Origin of the sequence: Chelativorans sp. ZYF759 (genome assembly GCF_012911015.1) — a bacterium.
Classification (GTDB): domain Bacteria; phylum Pseudomonadota; class Alphaproteobacteria; order Rhizobiales; family Rhizobiaceae; genus ZYF759.
The window spans coordinates 138,669-156,344 of sequence record NZ_WVVV01000004.1 but is presented as its reverse complement, the minus strand read 5'-3'; the positions used below and the strand labels follow the sequence as shown (position 1 = coordinate 156,344).

At 63.5% G+C, this 17,676-nt stretch carries 17 protein-coding genes; 13 read left to right on the top strand and 4 right to left on the bottom strand.

Annotated features, from left to right (window positions below; all coding sequences use genetic code 11):
• Positions 1 to 88 precede the first annotated feature (88 nt).
• Genes GRZ55_RS08620 through GRZ55_RS08575 form a run of 10 tightly spaced genes read left to right on the top strand, consistent with a single transcriptional unit; the run spans position 89 to position 9,981 of the window.
• On the top strand, positions 89 to 1,270 hold the full coding sequence (locus GRZ55_RS08620) for an ABC transporter ATP-binding protein (RefSeq protein WP_169286493.1): 1,182 nt from the start codon (positions 89 to 91) through the stop codon (positions 1,268 to 1,270).
• Between the two features lie 35 nt (positions 1,271 to 1,305).
• Positions 1,306 to 2,730 carry an ABC transporter substrate-binding protein gene (locus GRZ55_RS08615; protein ID WP_169286492.1) on the top strand — a complete coding sequence of 475 codons (1,425 nt, stop codon included), beginning with the start codon at positions 1,306 to 1,308 and terminating at the stop codon, positions 2,728 to 2,730.
• 35 nt (positions 2,731 to 2,765) lie between these two features.
• A complete protein-coding gene (locus GRZ55_RS08610) occupies positions 2,766 to 3,812 on the top strand; it encodes a carbohydrate ABC transporter permease (RefSeq protein WP_246734608.1) in 1,047 nt (348 codons plus the stop codon).
• A 16-nt stretch (positions 3,813 to 3,828) separates the two neighbouring features.
• Positions 3,829 to 4,686 (top strand): carbohydrate ABC transporter permease, encoded by an 858-nt coding sequence (locus GRZ55_RS08605; RefSeq protein WP_169286491.1) that lies wholly within the window; start codon positions 3,829 to 3,831, stop codon positions 4,684 to 4,686.
• A gap of 39 nt (positions 4,687 to 4,725) precedes the next feature.
• Positions 4,726 to 5,874 carry an ABC transporter ATP-binding protein gene (locus GRZ55_RS08600; protein ID WP_169286490.1) on the top strand — a complete coding sequence of 383 codons (1,149 nt, stop codon included), beginning with the start codon at positions 4,726 to 4,728 and terminating at the stop codon, positions 5,872 to 5,874.
• Positions 5,871 to 6,113 carry a hypothetical protein gene (locus tag GRZ55_RS08595; RefSeq protein WP_169286489.1) on the top strand — a complete coding sequence of 81 codons (243 nt, stop codon included), beginning with the start codon at positions 5,871 to 5,873 and terminating at the stop codon, positions 6,111 to 6,113. Before GRZ55_RS08600 ends, GRZ55_RS08595 begins: the two co-directional genes overlap by 4 nt.
• Positions 6,113 to 7,072, top strand: a complete 960-nt coding sequence (locus tag GRZ55_RS08590) for an ABC transporter ATP-binding protein (RefSeq protein ID WP_246734607.1) — start codon at positions 6,113 to 6,115, stop codon at positions 7,070 to 7,072. Before GRZ55_RS08595 ends, GRZ55_RS08590 begins: the two co-directional genes overlap by 1 nt.
• Positions 7,073 to 7,082: 10 nt before the next feature.
• Positions 7,083 to 7,871: an SDR family NAD(P)-dependent oxidoreductase gene (locus GRZ55_RS08585; protein ID WP_169286488.1), complete on the top strand. Its 789-nt coding sequence runs from the start codon at positions 7,083 to 7,085 to the stop codon at positions 7,869 to 7,871.
• Between the two features lie 5 nt (positions 7,872 to 7,876).
• A complete protein-coding gene (locus GRZ55_RS08580) occupies positions 7,877 to 8,710 on the top strand; it encodes an ABC transporter permease subunit (protein ID WP_169286487.1) in 834 nt (277 codons plus the stop codon).
• The gene (locus GRZ55_RS08575; RefSeq protein WP_169286486.1) at positions 8,710 to 9,981 is read left to right on the top strand and encodes a hypothetical protein; all 1,272 of its coding nucleotides are present in this window, start codon (positions 8,710 to 8,712) and stop codon (positions 9,979 to 9,981) included. The genes GRZ55_RS08580 and GRZ55_RS08575 overlap by 1 nt, the downstream gene beginning before the upstream one ends.
• Before the next feature lie 333 nt (positions 9,982 to 10,314).
• Here GRZ55_RS08575 and GRZ55_RS08570 read toward each other — a convergent pair whose 3' ends face one another.
• The 4 genes from GRZ55_RS08570 to GRZ55_RS08555 all read right to left on the bottom strand — a co-directional run bounded on the left by GRZ55_RS08570 (position 10,315) and on the right by GRZ55_RS08555 (position 14,593).
• A complete protein-coding gene (locus GRZ55_RS08570; protein ID WP_169286485.1) occupies positions 10,315 to 12,213 on the bottom strand; it encodes a bifunctional sugar phosphate isomerase/epimerase/4-hydroxyphenylpyruvate dioxygenase family protein in 1,899 nt (632 codons plus the stop codon).
• Positions 12,210 to 13,079 (bottom strand): shikimate dehydrogenase, encoded by an 870-nt coding sequence (locus GRZ55_RS08565; RefSeq protein ID WP_169286484.1) that lies wholly within the window; start codon positions 13,077 to 13,079, stop codon positions 12,210 to 12,212. The genes GRZ55_RS08570 and GRZ55_RS08565 overlap by 4 nt, the downstream gene beginning before the upstream one ends.
• Positions 13,080 to 13,173: 94 nt before the next feature.
• Positions 13,174 to 13,860, bottom strand: coding sequence for a GntR family transcriptional regulator (locus tag GRZ55_RS08560; protein WP_169286483.1), 687 nt, complete (start codon positions 13,858 to 13,860; stop codon positions 13,174 to 13,176).
• A gap of 58 nt (positions 13,861 to 13,918) precedes the next feature.
• On the bottom strand, positions 13,919 to 14,593 hold the full coding sequence (locus tag GRZ55_RS08555; RefSeq protein ID WP_169286482.1) for a GntR family transcriptional regulator: 675 nt from the start codon (positions 14,591 to 14,593) through the stop codon (positions 13,919 to 13,921).
• Positions 14,594 to 14,809: 216 nt separating this feature from the next.
• On the opposite strand from GRZ55_RS08555, the gene dctP reads away from it, so the two are divergent.
• From dctP to GRZ55_RS08540, 3 genes are read left to right on the top strand one after another with little or no spacing between them, the layout of a single operon-like run.
• The gene (dctP, locus tag GRZ55_RS08550) at positions 14,810 to 15,796 is read left to right on the top strand and encodes a TRAP transporter substrate-binding protein DctP (RefSeq protein WP_169286481.1); all 987 of its coding nucleotides are present in this window, start codon (positions 14,810 to 14,812) and stop codon (positions 15,794 to 15,796) included.
• 51 nt (positions 15,797 to 15,847) lie between these two features.
• Positions 15,848 to 16,372: a TRAP transporter small permease gene (locus tag GRZ55_RS08545; protein ID WP_169286480.1), complete on the top strand. Its 525-nt coding sequence runs from the start codon at positions 15,848 to 15,850 to the stop codon at positions 16,370 to 16,372.
• A complete protein-coding gene (locus tag GRZ55_RS08540; protein ID WP_169286479.1) occupies positions 16,372 to 17,664 on the top strand; it encodes a TRAP transporter large permease in 1,293 nt (430 codons plus the stop codon). Before GRZ55_RS08545 ends, GRZ55_RS08540 begins: the two co-directional genes overlap by 1 nt.
• Positions 17,665 to 17,676: the final 12 nt, after the last annotated feature.

Here is a 17,676-nt window from a genome sequence, read left to right as displayed (position 1 = left end):
CTGTCGAGGCACGTCTATTCGCGGGCGATCGCTTTCTCCCGATGACGGGCGGCCCCGCGCCGCGCGGCATCCTGTCGGCGGTGAAGTGATGGCCGAGCTGCGCATCGAGAACCTGGCAAAGACCTTCAAAGGCGGTTTCCAGGCCTTGAGCGGCATCTCTTTCGACGTGGCGGATCGCGAGGCCGTGTTCCTGCTCGGCCCTTCGGGCGCGGGAAAGACGACGACGCTGCGGCTCGTCGCCGGGCTCGAGCTTCCCAGCGAAGGCAGGATCACCATCGACGGGAAGGACGTCTCCGGGTGGCAGCCGCGCGAGCGCAACCTCGCCATGGTCTACGACAAGCACTCGCTTTTCCCCCACATGACGGTCTTCGAGAACCTTGCCTATCCGCTGCGCAACCGGAAGCTGAAGGACGCCGAGATCCGATCCCGCATCGGGACGGTAACGGAGACGCTGCAGGTCAGCGAATTGCTCGAGCGCTATCCGTCCCAGCTTTCCGGCGGCCAGATGCAGCGCGTGGCCATCGGGCGGGCCCTGGTTCGGGAAGCGAATGTCTATCTCCTCGACGAGCCGATCTCGCATCTCGACGCCAAGCTGCGCGCCCGCATGCGCGTCGAGTTCAAGCGGCTGCAGCGTGACTACCGCGCCACCATGCTCTACGTCTCCCATGACCAGCTCGAAGCCATGACCATGGCCGACCGGATCGTGCTCATCAATCAGGGGCGCGTGGAGCAGATCGCCCCACCCCAAGAGCTTTTTGACCGTCCCGAGACGCTCTTTGCCGCCACCTTCGTCGGCGAGCCGTCCATGAACGTCTTCGAGGCCCGGCTTCTCCAGCAGGATGGCGGCTTCGGACTTTCCTTGGGCAAATCGCGGATCGCGCTTGATCGCGACTGGTTTGCGACAGGCGAGCCGATTTCGCCCGACAGGGCCTATCTCGCGGGCATCCGTCCCCAGCACGTCACGCTGGCCGATGCCGGCGCGACGGGCGTGAACGTCGTCCACGGCACCGTCTTTGCCGTCGAGACGCTCGGATCGCGGATCATCTTCGACATCGAGGCGGAAGGTACGGTCGTTCGTGTTCTGACCTCGACGGACACGGGTCGCCAGTATTCACACGAAATCGGCACGCCGATCGCCTTCCGGGTCGCGCCCGAACTCATCTATCTTTTCGAGGCGCAGACCGGCCGCACCGTGCGCCAGGCGCAGTTCACGGACCCGGCAGGCCAGCTCGAAAACGGCTTCGCTCCCCAGGGAGCAAGAAGGCAGTGAAAAGAATGTCACGCTCATATCAGGAGGAGAAAACCATGAGACGGCGCATTCCTATAGCCATGGCCACGGCTCTGACGTTTTCGGTGGCTGCATCGGCAATCGCATATGCCCAGACTGAAGCGCAGCAAGAACTCGCCGGAGCCGAGATCCGGTTCTTGCAGCCGGCCATGCCGCAATTCGCGGCCCTGGAACGCTTCATCCCCGAATTCGAGGAGAAGTTCGGCATCAAGGTCACGGTCGACGAGATTCCGTTCGACCAATACCGTCAGCGCTCGCTGGTGGAAATGCAGCAGGGCACGGGCGCCTACGACATCTACGCTGTGGATGTGATGTGGCTCGCCGAATACGCCACGGCGGGTTTCCTGGAGCCGCTGATGCCGCTGGTCAGGAACGAGGATCTGACCGATCCGGACTATGACATTGATGACTTCCTGCCCCGCGTGATCAGCGGGACGGGCGTGTGGGACGACGTGCTCTACACCATTCCGCTCGGCGCGGGCCCGGTGGGCACGACCTTCCGCAGGGACGTCGCCGAAGAGGCCGGCATCACCATGCCCGAGCGCTTCTCGCCAGAGTTCACGACCGACTTCATGCACGAGGCGGCGACCAAGGTCCACAATCCGGAATCCGGCATGATGGGTTTCGCGCAGATGCCGGGCAGGTGGTTCTGGGGCATCACCTATCTGCCCTATCTCTACGCCTTCCAGACGCCGGAGACGGTGGGCGACGAATATGTCGATGAAGACTGGAACATCACCATCAATAACGAGCGGACGATCGAGTCGATCGACTATTTCGTCAGCTTCCGCGAGTTCATGCCGGCCGACAGCGCCAATTGGGGCATCGACGAGGCGACCTCGATGTACCAGTCGGGCCGCGCCTTCGGTCTGTGGAACTATCAGGACTTCATCAAGGGCTTCTTCGAGGACGAGGACGCGCATCCGGAGATCGCCGGCCAGAACGTTCATCTGCACACGCCGGCCGGTCCCCATGGCGTGATCGATCCGTGGTTCGGCGCCTGGTCGTTCGGCCTCTCGGTCGATTCCCGCAACAAGGAAGCGGCCTGGGTCTTCGTCCAGTGGATGACCTCCAAGGAGATCCAGGAGCGGGCCACCGAATTCGGAGCTGGTCCCTCGCGTCATTCGACCTACCGCTCGGAGACGCTCGCCCAGCACCAGCCCTGGTGGGTAGACGTCTATGACTTCATGCTGAACGACACCAACCCCGACGAGCGCATCCGCGTGCCGGAATGGGCCGAGATATCGGACATCATGGGCGAGGAAGGCAATCGCGTCTGGATAGGTGAGATCGATTCCGCAACTGCCGCGGCCAACATGGAACGGCGAATGACGGAAGTCATGCGCAGGGGCGGCTACTTCGTCCCCGGCCGCGAAGATCTGCCGCCGCAGCACTGGCGCGACCTGTCCTACTACGATCGTCTGCCGTCCGAGTGGAACTGACGATCCGCGAAAGATGAACTCGATCCGGGCGCGCGATGCGCCCGGATCTCCCGGCCCGACCAGATGCGCTCGCCGAGACGAGCTACGAGAACGAGCGGATGACCGACACCAAGCTGATCGAAGGCGAGAGATTGGCCCCCGTGGGTCCCATTGCGGGCGGCCCCCGGCGACGGCTGCTGGCCCGCCTCGGCCCGTCCAATCCGGCGGCCTTTCCGTGGGTCCTCATGGCGCCGACGCTGATCGTGCTTTTTGCCTTCGGCGTCTATCCGTTCCTGAATGCGCTCTACATCGCCAGTCAGAACATCATCCTGTCGCGACCGAACTCCCCCCGCTTCTTCGTTGGTCTCTACCAGTATCAGACAGTCATCCAGGATCCCGAATTCTGGCATGCGCTGCGCATCACCATCTGGTTCACGGTCCAGGCCGTCTTCATCCAGTTCTGGCTGGGGCTGGGATTGGCGCTGCTGTTCCGGCGCATCGTGCTCGGGGCCAGCATTCTACGTATCTTCATCCTCATCCCGATGATCCTGCCCCCGCTCGTGGCCGCGCTGATCTGGCGCTACATGTTCTATCCCGGGGGCGGGCTGGTCACCTATTATGCGGGCGGCATCACCCGCGCGCTCGGTCTGGGCGAAATACCGTTCCTGTCCGACCCCAGCATCGCCTTCCACACGCTGGTCTTCGTCGATGTGTGGGAGTGGACGCCCTTTATGTTCCTGATGATGACGGCAGGCCTCGCCTCCATACCGCGCCAGCCCTACGAGGCGGCCGAAATCGACGGCGCGTCCTCCTGGCGGGTATTCTGGACCATCACGTTGCCGCTCCTCAAACCTGCGATCCTGATCGCCGTGATCATCCGCACGATGGATGCCTTCCGCACCTACGAGCTGATCGTCGTCATGACCCGTGGCGGGCCCGGCAATGCGACCACCACGCTCAACGTCTATCTCACCAAGACGGGTCTGGAATTCTTCGACGCTTCGAAGGCGGCGGCCATCTCGCTGATCATGATGATGATCATCATCGTCATGAGCCTGATCTTCATTCGCGCCATGCGCATGCGCTCGCAAAGCGCGGCCTAGGGCTCGGGGAGTAATCATGACCAAGTCCCATACCCTGATGGTCTCTCCAGACGCCCCACCGGTCCAGCGCAACTGGTGGGCCTATGTGATCATCCTGATCATCTGTGTCTTCAACTTCCTGCCCTATCTCTATGTGGTCATGACGGGCTTCATGGATGCCACGACGTCCAACCGACCTGAACCCCAATGGTTCTTCACGCCGACGCTGGAAGCGTTCCGCTTCTTGCTCTTCGATAAGAACCTCATGCACAATTTCCGCAACAGTCTGGTGGTCTCGCTCTCCGCCACATTCCTGTCTGTCACGCTCGGCATGTTCTGTGCCTACGCCATCGCCCGTTTTGATTTCGGCGGCCGCGACGACGTTTCCTTCTGGGTGCTGACCAACCGGATGATGCCCCCGGTGGCCGTCCTGATCCCCATCTTCGTGACGTTCCAGACGCTGCGCCTGCTCGACACGTTGACCGGCCTCATCATCCTCTACACCGCCATGCAGCTACCCTTCGTGGTGTGGATGCTGACGGGCTATTTCAGGGACATCCCTCGCCGCTACGAGGAATCGGCGATGGTCGACGGCGACACCTGGTTCCAGGCCTTCCGCAAGGTGACCCTGCCTCTCATGATGCCGTCCATCACGGCGACCGCGATCTTCGTGATGATCCTGTCGTGGAACGAGTATGTGTTCGCTCTCTTTCTCACCTCCACCGGCGCCCGGACCATGCCGCCCGCCATCGTCGCCTATTCGATCGGTGCCAACATCTCGTGGAACGTTCTGGGCGCAGCCGTCGTCCTGATCACCGCGCCGCTCATATTGTTCGTCCTGATCGTCCAGCGGCAGCTGATCAGCGGATTGTCACAGGGAACCTTGCGCAAATGATGCCTGCATTCATTCCCATAGTGCAAATGAAGACCGCCAATGGCTGATCTCCTGATACGCGACCTCGTGAAGCGGTTCGGCGGTTTCACCGCCGTCGACGGTGTCGATATTTCGGTCGGCGACGGCGAATTCGTCTTCCTGCTCGGGCCTTCTGGCTGCGGCAAGACGACAACACTGCGCATGATCGCGGGCCTCGAAATGCCGACCGGCGGGCGCATCGAGATCGGGGGACGCAACGTCACCTACCTCCGGCCCCGCTATCGCAATGTCGGCATGGTCTTCCAGGATTACGGGCTCTACGCGCACATGACGGTGTTCGGGAATATCGCCTACCCGCTCAAGGTGCGCCGCATGTCGCGGGACGTCATCGCGCAGAAGGTCAGGGCGGTCGCGCAGACCATGCGGATCGTCGATGTGCTGGATCGCATGCCGGACCAGCTGGCCGCCGGTCAGCTTCAGCGCGTTGCCATTGCCCGCATGCTGGTGCGCGATGCCGACATCTTCCTGATGGACGAGCCCATGTCGCATCTCGACGCCCAGTTGCGCGGCCACATGCGTGCCGAGCTGCGCCACATCCAGAAGGAGATCGGCACGACCACCATCTTCGTGACCCATGACCAGCTGGAGGCCATGACGATGGCCGACCGGATCATCGTGATGAACGACGGCAAGATGCTGCAGTTCGCTACCCCGCTCGAGATCTTCGAGCGACCGGCGGACGAGTTCGTGGCCACCTTCGTGGGCGAGCCGCAGATGAACGTGATGAATGCAACTCTCCGCCGGGGTGAGGGGGGCTTGGTTGCCGACGTTGGAGCGTTCGTCGTTCCGCTCGATGCGGATTGGACGCGAGCCAACGCCCTCGGCGACCAGGAGGGCAAGGAGGTGCGGCTTGGCATCCGCCCCGAGCATATCAGGCTCGCGGCGGTCGCCGACGCGCTGCGTCCCGTCGAAGTCGAACTCTATTCCTTCGAGCCCACCGGCCCGGAGAACATCTTCGTCCTGCGTACCGGCGATGTCGAGTTGACGACCCGGAACCCGACAGCCGAGACTGTGGCCCTTGCCAGGGACGAGGGCTCGCCCATGGCCATCGGCTTCGACCCGAGATGGATCTATCTCTTCGATGCGCAGACGGGCCGGACGATCGCGCAGGCGGCAGCGAGCGTGAGCGAGGAGGAACTGGCGGCATGAAGAACGCGGTCGGAGTGTTCATCATCCTGGCTTTCCTGCTCGGCTCCTGCAGCGTGATGGCCGGCGACTTTTCGCACTGGCCGGCCTCGGTGATCGCCGTCGGCCTCATCGTCACGATGAAGGTCGTCAACGACAGGGTGCAGATCCTGCGCTGGCCGATGGAGTTCCTGCTGGCCTCCGCGGTCACCATGATCGTCGTCAATCTCGCCCGCCTCTACATGATCGACCCGGTCTTCTGATGATGGCAGTCGAGCCCGCGCTGAAGATTTCGGGACTGACGCGCTCCTTCGGGCGCAAGCGGGCCGTCGATGGCGTCGATCTGTCGGTGGCACGCGGCGAGATACTCGGTTTTCTGGGCCCGAACGGCGCCGGCAAGACGACGCTGATGAACCTGGTGATGGGGCTGCTCGCCCCCGATGGCGGCGAGATCGAACTGCTCGGAGTCAAGGGCGGCGCGCGCACCCGAGAGGTGAGGCTGCAGGTCGGCTATCTGCAGGAAAAACCTCGCATCTATCCCGAGATGTCGGCCAAGGCCTATCTCGACCTTTTTGCGAGGCTTTACGGAGTGCCCGGCCGGGATGCACGGGTAGCGGAGGTTCTGGCGCGCGTCGGGCTTTCGCAGGCGGCCGGAAAGCCGCTCGCCACCTTCTCTCGTGGCATGCAGCAGCGGGCTTGCCTGGCGCGCGTCATGCTGCACCGGCCCGAGTTCCTGCTGCTCGACGAACCCACGCTCGGTCTTGATCCGAGGGGCGTTGCGGAGATGCGCGAGATCCTGCTCGAGATGCGGGCCCAAGGCACGACGCTCTTCTTCTCGTCCCACCAGCTTGCCGAGATGGAGAGGATCTGCGACCGCGTTGCTTTCATGAAGGATGGGCGGCTCGTGGCCGTGGGCACACCGGCGCAGTTGCTGCCCGACGGGCGCCGCAACGTGATGCTCCTGGAGATCGCCGAGGTGGTCGCGGACCATCTCGATAAATTGCAGGTACCCGGCTGCCAGTCGGTTCGCGCGACCGGAGCATACACGGCCGAACTGGTCATGGATCCGGCGGCAAGCGAAGACGATCACGCTGCGCGTGCCGCCATCTCGCGCGCGGTGAGCGGATGCGGCCTGACCGTTCTGGCGGTCAAGACGGCCAGCCCTGGCCTGGAGGACATCTTCCTGGCCCTCGACAAATCCGGAACCACGACGACGCATTAGGAGCATAGAGATGGATTTGGGCTATAATGGCAAACGCTGCCTCGTCACGGCTTCGACCGGCGGGCTCGGTTTCGCGATCGCCCGCTGCATGGCGGCCGAAGGCGCGACCGTGGTGATCAATGGCAGGTCCGGCGAAACCACGGCAAAAGCCGCCGAGAGGATCGTCACGGAAGTGCCCGGCGCCTCGGTGGAGACCGTGGTGGGCAACAGCGGCACTGCCGAGGGATGCACGGCCATCATCGAGGCATGTCCGGACGTCGACGTGCTGGTGATCAATCTCGGCATCTACGAGGCCGTCGACATCTTTGAAGCAGGAGATGATCGCTGGTACGACCTGATCGAGATCAACGTGATGAGCGGCGTCCGCCTGGCGCGCCACTATCTGCCGCGCATGCTGGCACGCGACAGCGGCCGGGTCATCTTCATGGCCAGTGAATCCGCCATCAATCCGGCACCGGAACTGCCTGCCTACAGCGCTACCAAGACCATGCAACTGTCGCTTGCGCGCAACCTCGCCGAGACCACCAAATCGACCGGCGTCACGGTCAATTCCGTGCTCCCTGGCCCCTGCCGGACCGAGGGTGTCGCCAAGCTGATCGCCGGCCTCTATCCCGGCGTGGCGACGGAGGAGGCCGAGCGGCGCTTCGTCGCCGAGAATCGGCCCACCTCGCTCATTCAGCGCCTGTCGCGTCCGGAGGAGGTCGCGGACTTCGTCACCTTCCTCGGCAGCGCGCGCACCGGCATCGTCAACGGCGCGGCGCTCAGGATTGACGGCGGCCTCATCCGCACCGTCATGTAGGAGCCATGTCGCCCGCGTTGAACCCGCCTGGCCTTGTCGGCACCACCCTGCTGCTCACCCGCAGGAAACTTGCCGCGCGACTTCTGTCTCCCTGGCTCTACATCGTGGCGAGCCTCATCTGCCTGATCGCGTTCTTCTATGGCGGTGGCTTCCTGCGCAGCTTCGAGACCGAATCCGTGCTGGTTACGACCGATCCGCTGGCGGCGCTCAATGCGGTGGTGGTCGCGGTGCTGGCCGTGGTGCTGGGTCTGCGGCTCGCCACGAGCCTGGCCTGGGAGCGCGAGCACCGCACCATGGAGTTGTTGCTGGTCGGTCCCGTTTCCCACGAGGCGATCCTGCTGGCCAAGTTCTGCGCCGAGCTCATCCTTCTTGTACTGCTCATGGTCGTCTATGCCGCCTATCTCGTCGTCGCGCAGCCGCTCGGCGCCGGCGTGGTCGGTCTGGCCGATGCCGCCGCGATCGGGCGTATGCCACTCCATGCGCTGCCACTGATGGCTCTGGGCCTGCTGGTGTCGGCTTGGGCGCGCAGCGTGCGTGGCGCGGTCGTGGCCTATCTCGCGATCGTCGTCATCCTCGCCCTGTTCGAGATCGTGCTGGGCTTGCTGACGGCGCGCCAGCCCCAGGAGCTGAGCCTGGCCGCGGCCTATCTCCGCAGCGTCATGAGCGTGGCGGCGACGGTGGTCGATCCCGTGTCGGCTGTGTCCCGCCTGGCCGATCTGGCCGCGGGCCTGACCGTGCAGACGCCGATACCCGCTTCCCGCACGCTCATGGCCGTTGCTCTGGCAGTCGGCACGCTGGCGCTGGCTGCGCTCGTCTCCCGTGCCCGGGGAGCGGTCTGATGGCGCGCCTTGTCATGCTTCTCGCCGTGCTTGTCTCGATGCTCTCGGATCCCGCGACGGCCATGGAGCCCGAACAGCGCGAGGTGATCGTCATCAGCGCCAGGGCCTGGGAAGGCCATGAATATCGCGAGACCTTCATTCCCTCCACCGTGGGAGAACTCGTCCTGATCGCCGGTAACGACAGTGCGATCACCTATGCCCGGACGCTGGAATATTACTGGCCGCTGTCGCGCCAGGTCTATGTCGACTTTCAACGCCAGCGCGACATCGTCGAGGGTGAACTGGTCATCCGGCGCGGCGGCGCAGAGGTGGGGCGCCAGGAATTGCAGATCTTTTCGATCCATTATCCGGAGGGGGCGACCCGCGGCAAGGCTGAGCTCCTGTGGGGCGAGGGGGCGGAGCGCGCTCATGAGGAGCATCGCGAGGCCGAGCGTGCCTTCGCCCGCGACTTCGCCGCCGCGCGGCGCGCCCACACTGCCTATGAGCGCCAGCTGGTCGAGTCCGCACGTGCCCGCCAGGCCGGCGAGGCGCCTGAGGCGATCGAGCCGCCGCCGCCATTACCCGAGCCCAGCCTGAGTCTCGTCACACCGCCGCAGCCCGGCTTCCGCATCGCGCTCGAGCCCGGCGACTATACGATTTCGCTGGAGCGCGCTGATCGGCTCGTGCCGGGTACCGAGCGGCGGTTGCGCATGGTCAGCCCTTCCGGCGGGGATGTCCTGGTCGCCGACATCGTGCCCGCCGAGCGCTGGACGCGGCCGCTCGCCGCCAACATTGCGGCCGCGCGCGTCTATGCCCGCCCGGGTACGGTCTTCTACCTCACCCTTGCCGAGGCGAGCCGACATGCCGAGACCGACTATGTGCCGGTGGTGCGGCCGCAGGCCGAGCCTGTTGCTGGCCGGATGCTCTGGATCAGGCGCGGCCCGGCGTCCGTCGAGGAGCTAGGCATCGTCTGGCATGGGGCGGGCAACGGCACGCTTCATCGCGAGGCGCTCAAGGTCGAGCAGACTCGCGGCACGGGCTTCGGTTACCGGGTTCGTACGGCGCGCGAGGACGAGTCGCCTGATCTGAACGCCTTTACCGTCTCCGTGCCGGAAGACGCGGCGGTCGGGCGCGGCATAATCGGCGGCGCCGATCCGCAGCTTCGCCGCGAGATCGTCGTGGTCCACCCCCGCAACACCATGTTGGCGCTTTTCCTCGCGCTGGTGCCGCTTGGCGCATTTCTGGCCTACAAGAGACTTGCCGCCCGCCGTGCCGCGCGCGTCGATCCGTAGGACATGCCGGCTCGGTGGCGTACCAGGACGTTCACCAAGCTCTAGGGTTCTCTCCGCGGTCACCTGCAGCGGACGCCGCAGATTTGCGTCCAGGGTCGGGTAGAGCGAAATGGGGTGCGCGGATCTAGACGCACTCTGTCGTGTTCGGGAATGCATTTGCGCAGTGGTCTGCACACGCAAATCCGGTCAACCGCACAAGTGATAAGCAGGGTGGAGGCCTAATGTAACCTCCGCCATTGCGTCGTGCTCCATACGCCGACAACGCGGCTGCGGTCGCTGCGGTCGTGATTCCCACACGAAGGGGGCAGGGCGCACGTTTGGCAGCGAGTCCGGTCAGAACTTGGGCATGCCCTTGGGCGGCAATTCGCGCTTCTGGGCAGCGATTCGGAATGGAGCGTTGGGTGCGCCATATCCGCGGTAGCCGCCGCGCCTCTCGACGATCTCGAAGAAGAAGCCGTCGCCCTGGATGTGGCTGTAGAACTGGAAGTACTCGCCTGCCTCGTCACGGTCATACAGGATGCTGAAGTCCAAAAGACGCGCGGCGAATTCGGGCTCAAGCCCCAGCCTCGCTTCCAGATCGTCGTAATAGTTGCGCGGTATCTCGAGTGGCTGGAAGCCAAGATCGTGCATCGCGCGTGCGGTGGCAAAGATGTCGTCAGTGGCGAGCGCCAAGTGCTGGACGGAGGAGCCAAAACTCTCGGCCACGAAATGTCCGGCCAGCGTCTTGCGGTTCTCCGCCCCGTTCAGTGTCAGCCTGAGCGTGCCATCGCCATTCTCGATGACCTGGCTGCGCACCAGGCCACCCGGATCGACCACGTCCACCATGGGCAGCTTCCTGGCCCGGAAGATCGAGGTGTAGAACAGGACCCAGGACAGCATTTCCTCGTAGTTCATCGTCTGGGCGACATGGTCGATGCAGGTCAGGCCGGCCTGCGGCGTCGGGTCAGCCTCCGTCGGCTCGAACTCGATGTCCCAGACACGCGACAGCTCGCTCTTGCCATCGATGAAATAGATCACCCCCCCGCCTATGCCGCGTATGGCGGGAATGTGCAGTTCACCCGGCCCCCTGCGCTCGGCGAATGGCTCCGCGCCCAAGGCACGCGCACGCTCGACGGTCGCCGCCGCATCGTCCACCCTAAGGCCCATCGCATAGGCCGACGTGCCGTGCACCAGCCAGGAGGAATGGGCAAAACCCTCCTTCTCCAGATTGACCACGATGTTGATGTCGCCCTGGCGAAACAGCAGCACGTCGCGGCTCCTGTGGCGGCCGCGCTCCGCAAAGCCCATTACGCGCAGCAGGATCGAAAGCGTCTCCGCCTCGCTTTCGTCGGCGACGAATTCAACGAATTCGACGCCCTCGACCGCAATGCGCGGCGGAAGGTCGGGAAGTCCGGCCGCTGTGGTTGCGAGCTCGGGCTCAACGCGCCTGACCTCGTCCATCAGTGCCACCAGGGACCGCCTGCCGTCGATGGCGATCGACTTGGGCGAGCCGCCGCGGAACTGGTCGTTGAAGACCTCGAGCGAGATCGGTCCGTCATAGCCGGTGGCCATCACCGCGCGCATGAAGTCGCTCACCGCGAGGTCGCCCTGACCGGGCATGTTGCGGAAATGGCGGCTCCAGTAGAGAAGATCCATGTCGATCATCGGCGCGTCGGCAAGCTGCACGATGAAGATGCGGTCGCCGGGGATGGAACGGATCGACTCGACGTCGATCTTCCTGGCCAGTGTATGGAAGGAATCGAGGATGAGCCCGATCGATGCGTGGTCAGCCCGGCGAACGATTTCCCAGGCGTCGCGATGGTCGCTGACATGCCGACCCCAGGCCAGCGCTTCGTAGCCGACGCGCAGGCCCCGGCCTGCCGCGCGTTCGCCCAGTTCGCGCAGATCGGCGGCTGCCCGGTCGATGCCGCCCAGCGCCAGCGGCGAGACGCTGGAACAGATCAGCATGAGGTCGGTGCCGAGTTCGCCCATCAGGTCGAACTTGCGTTCGGCTCGATCAAACGCACGTGCGCGCTGCGGCTCCGGCAGTCCTTCAAAATCGCGGAAGGGCTGGAACAGGGTGATCTCCAGCCCGTGGTCACGGATCATGCGCCCGACGTCGCGCGGGCTGCCATCGAAGGTGAGGAAGTCCTGCTCGAATATCTCAACCCCGTCGAAGCCGGCCGCCGAGATCGCGGCCAGCTTCTCGGCAAGATCGCCGCTCAGGCAGACTGTGGCGATCGAGGTTTTCATGGATCGGCCTTCTCCAGGTTTCCCGATGCAAGCGCTTGCCTCAGTGCGGCGGCGTCCACCTCCAGCCCCGTGAAGAGGCTGAAGGCATCGATCCCCTGATGGAAGAAGAGTTCATAGCCGCTCATGATTTGGAGACCGGCGGAGGCGGCATCAACGAGCAGTTCTGTCTCGACAGGCGTATAGACGGCGTCGAAGGCCCAGGCGGCACCTTTCATCAGATGCTTGGGAATGGCGCTGCCGGAATACCCCGTCATGCCAAGCGGCGTGCAGTTCACCAGCCCATCGGCTCCCTGCGTGGCATCATCGATCGTGGGCGCAACCGTGACATTCATAGCCGAACCCGCCGCGGCAACCGAGGCCGCGAGCCGGCGCGCCTTGGCGTCGTCATGGTCGAATATCCGCAGCTCGCTGGCCTGCAGTTTGCCGAGTCCAAAGGCGACCGCCTTGCCGACCCCGCCGGCGCCCGCCATGGCCACGCGGCCCGGCGAAACTGACCCGAATGTTGCCCGAAAGGCTGCCATGAAGCCGGAATAGTCGGTGTTGTGGCCTTCGGGCTGCCCGTCGCTGAACAGGACCGTGTTGCACGCCCCAACGGCGGCGGTGGTCGGATCGGGCACACGCAGGCGCGCCACAACCTCCTCCTTGTAGGGATAAGTGACGTTGATCCCCCGGAAGCCCTGATCGACACAGCGCTCGAACACGGAACCGAACGGCAGGTCGAGATCGCGGGGAATCAGCCGCTCGTACGTCACCTCAATGCCACACAGCCTGCCGGCCTCGACATGAAGCCGAGGGGATTGCGAGCGCGCGATGTTGTCGCCGATGAGTCCAAGCCGCATGACTGGCACGGCATTCTCCTTGCTCATCCGGTTCAAGCCGGCTGGGGCAGGTTAAGACCGCGAGCTCACCAATTCAACACACAATTGCAGATTTATCCGATGATTCCATGTTCATCTGATTTTATCGAATGGTTCCAGTCGCGAGCGCGTGCTCGACACCGCCCTCGACGTGGCGTTTGAGAACCTCGCGCGCCGTTGCCGCATCCCGCTTGAGCGCGCTGTCATGCATGATCTTGTGCTCTTCGGCAGCGATGTCGCCGCGAAAGGACAGAGCGATCATCTGGTAGCGCAGATATTTGTCGAAAATGGCGGCATGGGCATCCATCAGCACATTCGAACCGCAGGCCGAGATGAGCGCCTGATGGAACTCCCAGTCATAGCGCTTCCAAAGCTCGGTTTCGCTGCGGTCGCCCTCGCGCATGCGCGCTTCGAGGCGCGCCAGCTTGTGATGTGCGGCAACGACCCGTCCCTCCCAGTCCATATCGCCGGCGGCGAAGGATTCTTCCAGGGCATGGGTCTCCAGCAGCAGGCGCAGCGCCGCAATCTCCTTGAGATTGTCCACGGACACAGGTGCGACCTCGAAACCGCGCTGGCCTTCGGCGATCACAAGGCCTTCGGAAGACAGGCGATTTAGGATTTCGCGCAGCGTACTGATGCTGACACCGTAAGGGACCCGCAGCTTCTCCAGCTTCAGTTTCTGGGCAGGCTGCAAGCGCCCGAAAATGATATCGGACCTGATCCGACGATAGGCGTTCTCTCCAATGGTGAGGAGAGTTCCAGCGTCTTCGTCCGTCTCGGCGTTCTTCATAGGAAACTGTTATTATCGGAGGAAGGGCGATGCAATGGCAGGGATGTGTGGTTGCGCCTCAGGCTGCGATCAGTCCGTTTTCAAGCGTGTGTTTCACGCAGGCTCCAATATGCCGCTTGAGGACGATGACAGCCGCGTCGTGGTCACGGTCCAGTGCGTGCTGCAAGAGACTGCGATGCTCGTCGGCGGCATCCTTGCCACGGAAGATGACGGCGATGATCTGGTAGCGCAGATACTGGTCGAAGATGCGCGCATGCGCGGCCAGGAGCGCGGATGAACCGCAGGCCGAGATCAGCGCGTGGTGGAATTCCCAGTCATATCGTTTCCAGGTCTCGGCCTCGGCGCGGTCACCCGCCAGCATCCGATCTTCCATCCGCGCCAGCTTGTGATGCGCCGCCACCACTTCGCCTTCCCAATCCACGTCGCCTTGGCGGAAGGATTCCCGCATGGCATGGCATTCGAGCAGTTCCCTCATCGCCGCGACCTCGCGGAAATTCTGCTGGGAAACGGGGGCCACCTCGAACCCGCGCTGCCCTTCCGCCGTGACGAGGCCCTCCGAAGAAAGGCGAAACAGGATTTCCCGCAAGGTGCTGATACTGGCCATGTACGGACCCTTGAGACGTTCCAGTCTCAACCGGGAACCAGGCGCCAGCAGCCCGAAGATGATATCGTGGCGAATGCGCCGATAGGCCGTTTCTCCGGCGGTATCCGGCGTTTGTGCGGGCGTCGCCATGCGGGTGTCCTCGTTCCGTATGCAGCGTCAATGCCAGCTTGCCACGGCTTGGGCAATGTCTCGGATCAATTTCAATTTCCAAATGACGTAGCTAATAATATCAGACGTTTTCCGTAACACCTATTGATTCAGTTTCTGTCTAGTGTCATGACTGCCGATCATGGCCAGATGCCGGCGCAGTCCGGCGGCCATCGAGCCAATTGAGGGAGGATCGACATGCACAGTTTCACAAGACGCACCCTGATGGTCGCGGGCGCAGCCCTGCTCGCAGCGGGCATATCGACATCCGGCTACGCGCAGGACCGGGAAACGCTGCGCTTCTCGGCCGTGTTTTCCGAACAGGACATTCGGGCACGCATGATGGAGCGCATATCCGAAGCGGTGGCCGAGGATTTTGAGATTGAAGTTCACTATGGTGGCACGCTGTTCAGCCAGGGCACCGAACTCGTGGCCTTGCAGCGCGGCAATCTGGAGATGGGCAACATCGCACCCCAGGATGTGGCCAACCAGATTCCGGCCTGGTCCATCCTGACCTCGGCCTATCTGTTCCGCGATGCCGATCACCTCATGACTTTCTTCGACAGTGAAGTTGGCGAGGAGATGAAGGCGATGGCCGAGGATCAACTCGGCATTCACATTCTTGGGCCCACCTTCTTCGGGACCCGCCATGTCGGACTGGTCCCCGACCGCAAGATCGACACGCCAGAAGACATGGCCGGCATCCGCCTGCGCATGCCGCCCGGCGAAGCCTGGCAGTTCCTGGGGGAGTCACTCGGCGCCAACCCGACCGCCATGGCCTACGCCGAGGTCTATACCGGCATGCAGACCGGAGCCATCGACGGCCAGGACAACCCGCTGCCCAACGTCGAGAACATGCGTTTTTACGAAGTCATGTCGCAGATCGCGCTGACCTCGCATCTCGTCGCCTTCGATCTGCTCACCATCTCCAAGACGGCGTGGGACGCGATGAGCGAGGAGCAGCAGGCCGCCCTGGAAGCCGCAGCCGATGAGGCGATGGCCTGGAGCGCAGCCGAGCACCAGCGACGTGAAGAGGAGCTTGCCGAGTTTATCCGCAGCGAAGGTGTGGAGGTCTATACCCCCAACATCGACGCCTTCCGCGAATACGCGCAGCAGCGCTATCTCGAGTCACCGCTTTCGGCCGACTGGCCCGAAGGCGTGCTGGAGCGCATCAACGCGCTCTGATCGTGACTGACGAGCCCGTCGTCCTTCGGGACGGCGGGAACGGAGGGCGCCATGCCACAGCTTCTGAGAAATGCAGCCAGCTGGTTTGCCCGCTGTGCCGAATTCGTAGCGGCCATGATGCTTGCCGTCATGTTCATTTCGTTCCTTGTGACCATCCTGTTCCGCTACGTGCTCAACTGGCCAGCCGGTTGGGCGTCTGAGCTTTCGACGGTCATGTGGATATGGCTCGTTCTCTGGGGCGCGGCTCTTGTAACGCGGGAACGGGACGAAATTCGCTTCGACATCTTCTACGGCGCCGTGCCGCCGACCGCCCGGCGGATCATGCTGCTGATCTTCGCGACGACCGTCATCGGTCTCTTCCTGCTCTCACTGCCGGCTGTATGGGACTACGTGACCTTCATGCGGGTTCAGCGAACCGCCTATCTGCGGATCCGCTACGACTGGCTGTTCTCGATCTACGTCATCTTCGCGGTGGCAGTCGTCATCCGCTACAGCTGGCTTGCCGCGCTGGCGGCGCGCGGTCACGACCCCATCGCCGACGAGCCCGAAATCCCAACCGAACCGCGAGGGCAATGATGGACCCCTTCACAGCCGCAGTTCTCGTCATCGGTGCGCTTGCACTTCTGGGTCTTCCGATCGGGCTGTCGATGATTTCAGGCTCCATCGTCTATCTGTTCGTGCGCGGCCAGGACATGGGCCTCGTCGCAGAGCGCCTGCTCAATTCCATGTTCACCGGCTATGTCATCCTGGCGGTCCCGCTCTTCATCCTCGCCGCCGAGATCATGAACATGGGTACGATGACGGACCGGCTGCTGCGGTTCTGCAACGCGCTCGTGGGCCGCTTTCGAGGTGGCTTGGCGCATGTCAACATCGTCCAGTCGATCATCTTTTCCGGCATGTCCGGTTCGGCGCTGGCGGACGCTGCCGGCTCCGGACGGATCATCGCCAACATGATGACCAAGGATGGCCGCTACAGCCGCAGTTTCGCGGCTGCGCTGACGGCCAGCGCCGCGGTGATCGGCCCGATCATCCCGCCCTCCATACCGATGGTGTTATATGCGCTCGTTTCCGGCGCCTCGATAGGCTACCTCTTTCTTGCGGGCATCATTCCCGGCCTGTTGATGGGGCTGATGCTGATGATCGTCGTCGTCTACATGAGCCGGCGGCGGAGCTTCCCCGTCGAGGAACCGGTGCCTCTGCGAGAACTTCCGGGGCTTACCGTCCGCTCGTTCCCCGCTCTGATGATGCCTGTTGTCTTGTTGGGTGGCATTTATTCGGGCGTCGTCACGCCCACGGAGGCGGCGGCGGTCGCTGCGGCTTACGCCCTATTGATCTCGGCGTTGCTCTATCGCAGCGTCAGCCTTGGCACGCTCTATGCCGGGCTGGTGCGCGGCGCGCGGTCCTCCATCGCCATCGGCATGCTGATCGCCGGAGCCCTGGTGTTCAATTACGTCGTCACTGCCGAAAACATCCCGCAGACTCTGCGGCTCTACCTGGCCGACTATAATCTGACGCCGCTACAGTTCCTGCTACTGGTCAACATCATCCTGCTGCTGTTGGGCGCGATCCTGGAAGGTACGGCGATCCTGCTCATCATCGTGCCCGTCTTCTTGCCCACGGCGACAGCACTTGGCATCGATCCTGTCCATTTCGGCGTTATCGCCGTCGTCAACATCATGATCGGCCTCGTTACGCCGCCCTATGGCTTGCTGATCTTTGTCATGCAGAGCATCACCCGGGCGCCGCTTAGATCGATCTTCCGAGACCTGATGCCGTTCATCGTCACGCTGCTGGCGGCGCTCGCCATCATCACCCTGTTCCCCGACCTCGTGCTGTGGCTGCCCCGGCAGTTCGGCTATTCGGGCTAGCCTCCAGAAGAA

Excerpts from the sequence above, each read along its gene's own strand:
- GRZ55_RS08620 (WP_169286493.1), top strand. The coding sequence starts at position 89 with ATGGCCGAGCTGCGCATCGAGAACCTGGCAAAGACCTTCAAAGGCGGT.
- GRZ55_RS08615 (WP_169286492.1), top strand. The coding sequence starts at position 1,306 with ATGAGACGGCGCATTCCTATAGCCATGGCCACGGCTCTGACGTTTTCG.
- GRZ55_RS08610 (WP_246734608.1), top strand. The coding sequence starts at position 2,766 with ATGCGCCCGGATCTCCCGGCCCGACCAGATGCGCTCGCCGAGACGAGC.
- GRZ55_RS08605 (WP_169286491.1), top strand. The coding sequence starts at position 3,829 with ATGACCAAGTCCCATACCCTGATGGTCTCTCCAGACGCCCCACCGGTC.
- GRZ55_RS08600 (WP_169286490.1), top strand. The coding sequence starts at position 4,726 with ATGGCTGATCTCCTGATACGCGACCTCGTGAAGCGGTTCGGCGGTTTC.
- GRZ55_RS08595 (WP_169286489.1), top strand. The coding sequence starts at position 5,871 with ATGAAGAACGCGGTCGGAGTGTTCATCATCCTGGCTTTCCTGCTCGGC.
- GRZ55_RS08590 (WP_246734607.1), top strand. The coding sequence starts at position 6,113 with ATGATGGCAGTCGAGCCCGCGCTGAAGATTTCGGGACTGACGCGCTCC.
- GRZ55_RS08585 (WP_169286488.1), top strand. The coding sequence starts at position 7,083 with ATGGATTTGGGCTATAATGGCAAACGCTGCCTCGTCACGGCTTCGACC.
- GRZ55_RS08580 (WP_169286487.1), top strand. The coding sequence starts at position 7,877 with ATGTCGCCCGCGTTGAACCCGCCTGGCCTTGTCGGCACCACCCTGCTG.
- GRZ55_RS08575 (WP_169286486.1), top strand. The coding sequence starts at position 8,710 with ATGGCGCGCCTTGTCATGCTTCTCGCCGTGCTTGTCTCGATGCTCTCG.
- GRZ55_RS08570 (WP_169286485.1), bottom strand. The coding sequence starts at position 12,213 with ATGAAAACCTCGATCGCCACAGTCTGCCTGAGCGGCGATCTTGCCGAG.
- GRZ55_RS08565 (WP_169286484.1), bottom strand. The coding sequence starts at position 13,079 with ATGAGCAAGGAGAATGCCGTGCCAGTCATGCGGCTTGGACTCATCGGC.
- GRZ55_RS08560 (WP_169286483.1), bottom strand. The coding sequence starts at position 13,860 with ATGAAGAACGCCGAGACGGACGAAGACGCTGGAACTCTCCTCACCATT.
- GRZ55_RS08555 (WP_169286482.1), bottom strand. The coding sequence starts at position 14,593 with ATGGCGACGCCCGCACAAACGCCGGATACCGCCGGAGAAACGGCCTAT.
- dctP (WP_169286481.1), top strand. The coding sequence starts at position 14,810 with ATGCACAGTTTCACAAGACGCACCCTGATGGTCGCGGGCGCAGCCCTG.
- GRZ55_RS08545 (WP_169286480.1), top strand. The coding sequence starts at position 15,848 with ATGCCACAGCTTCTGAGAAATGCAGCCAGCTGGTTTGCCCGCTGTGCC.
- GRZ55_RS08540 (WP_169286479.1), top strand. The coding sequence starts at position 16,372 with ATGGACCCCTTCACAGCCGCAGTTCTCGTCATCGGTGCGCTTGCACTT.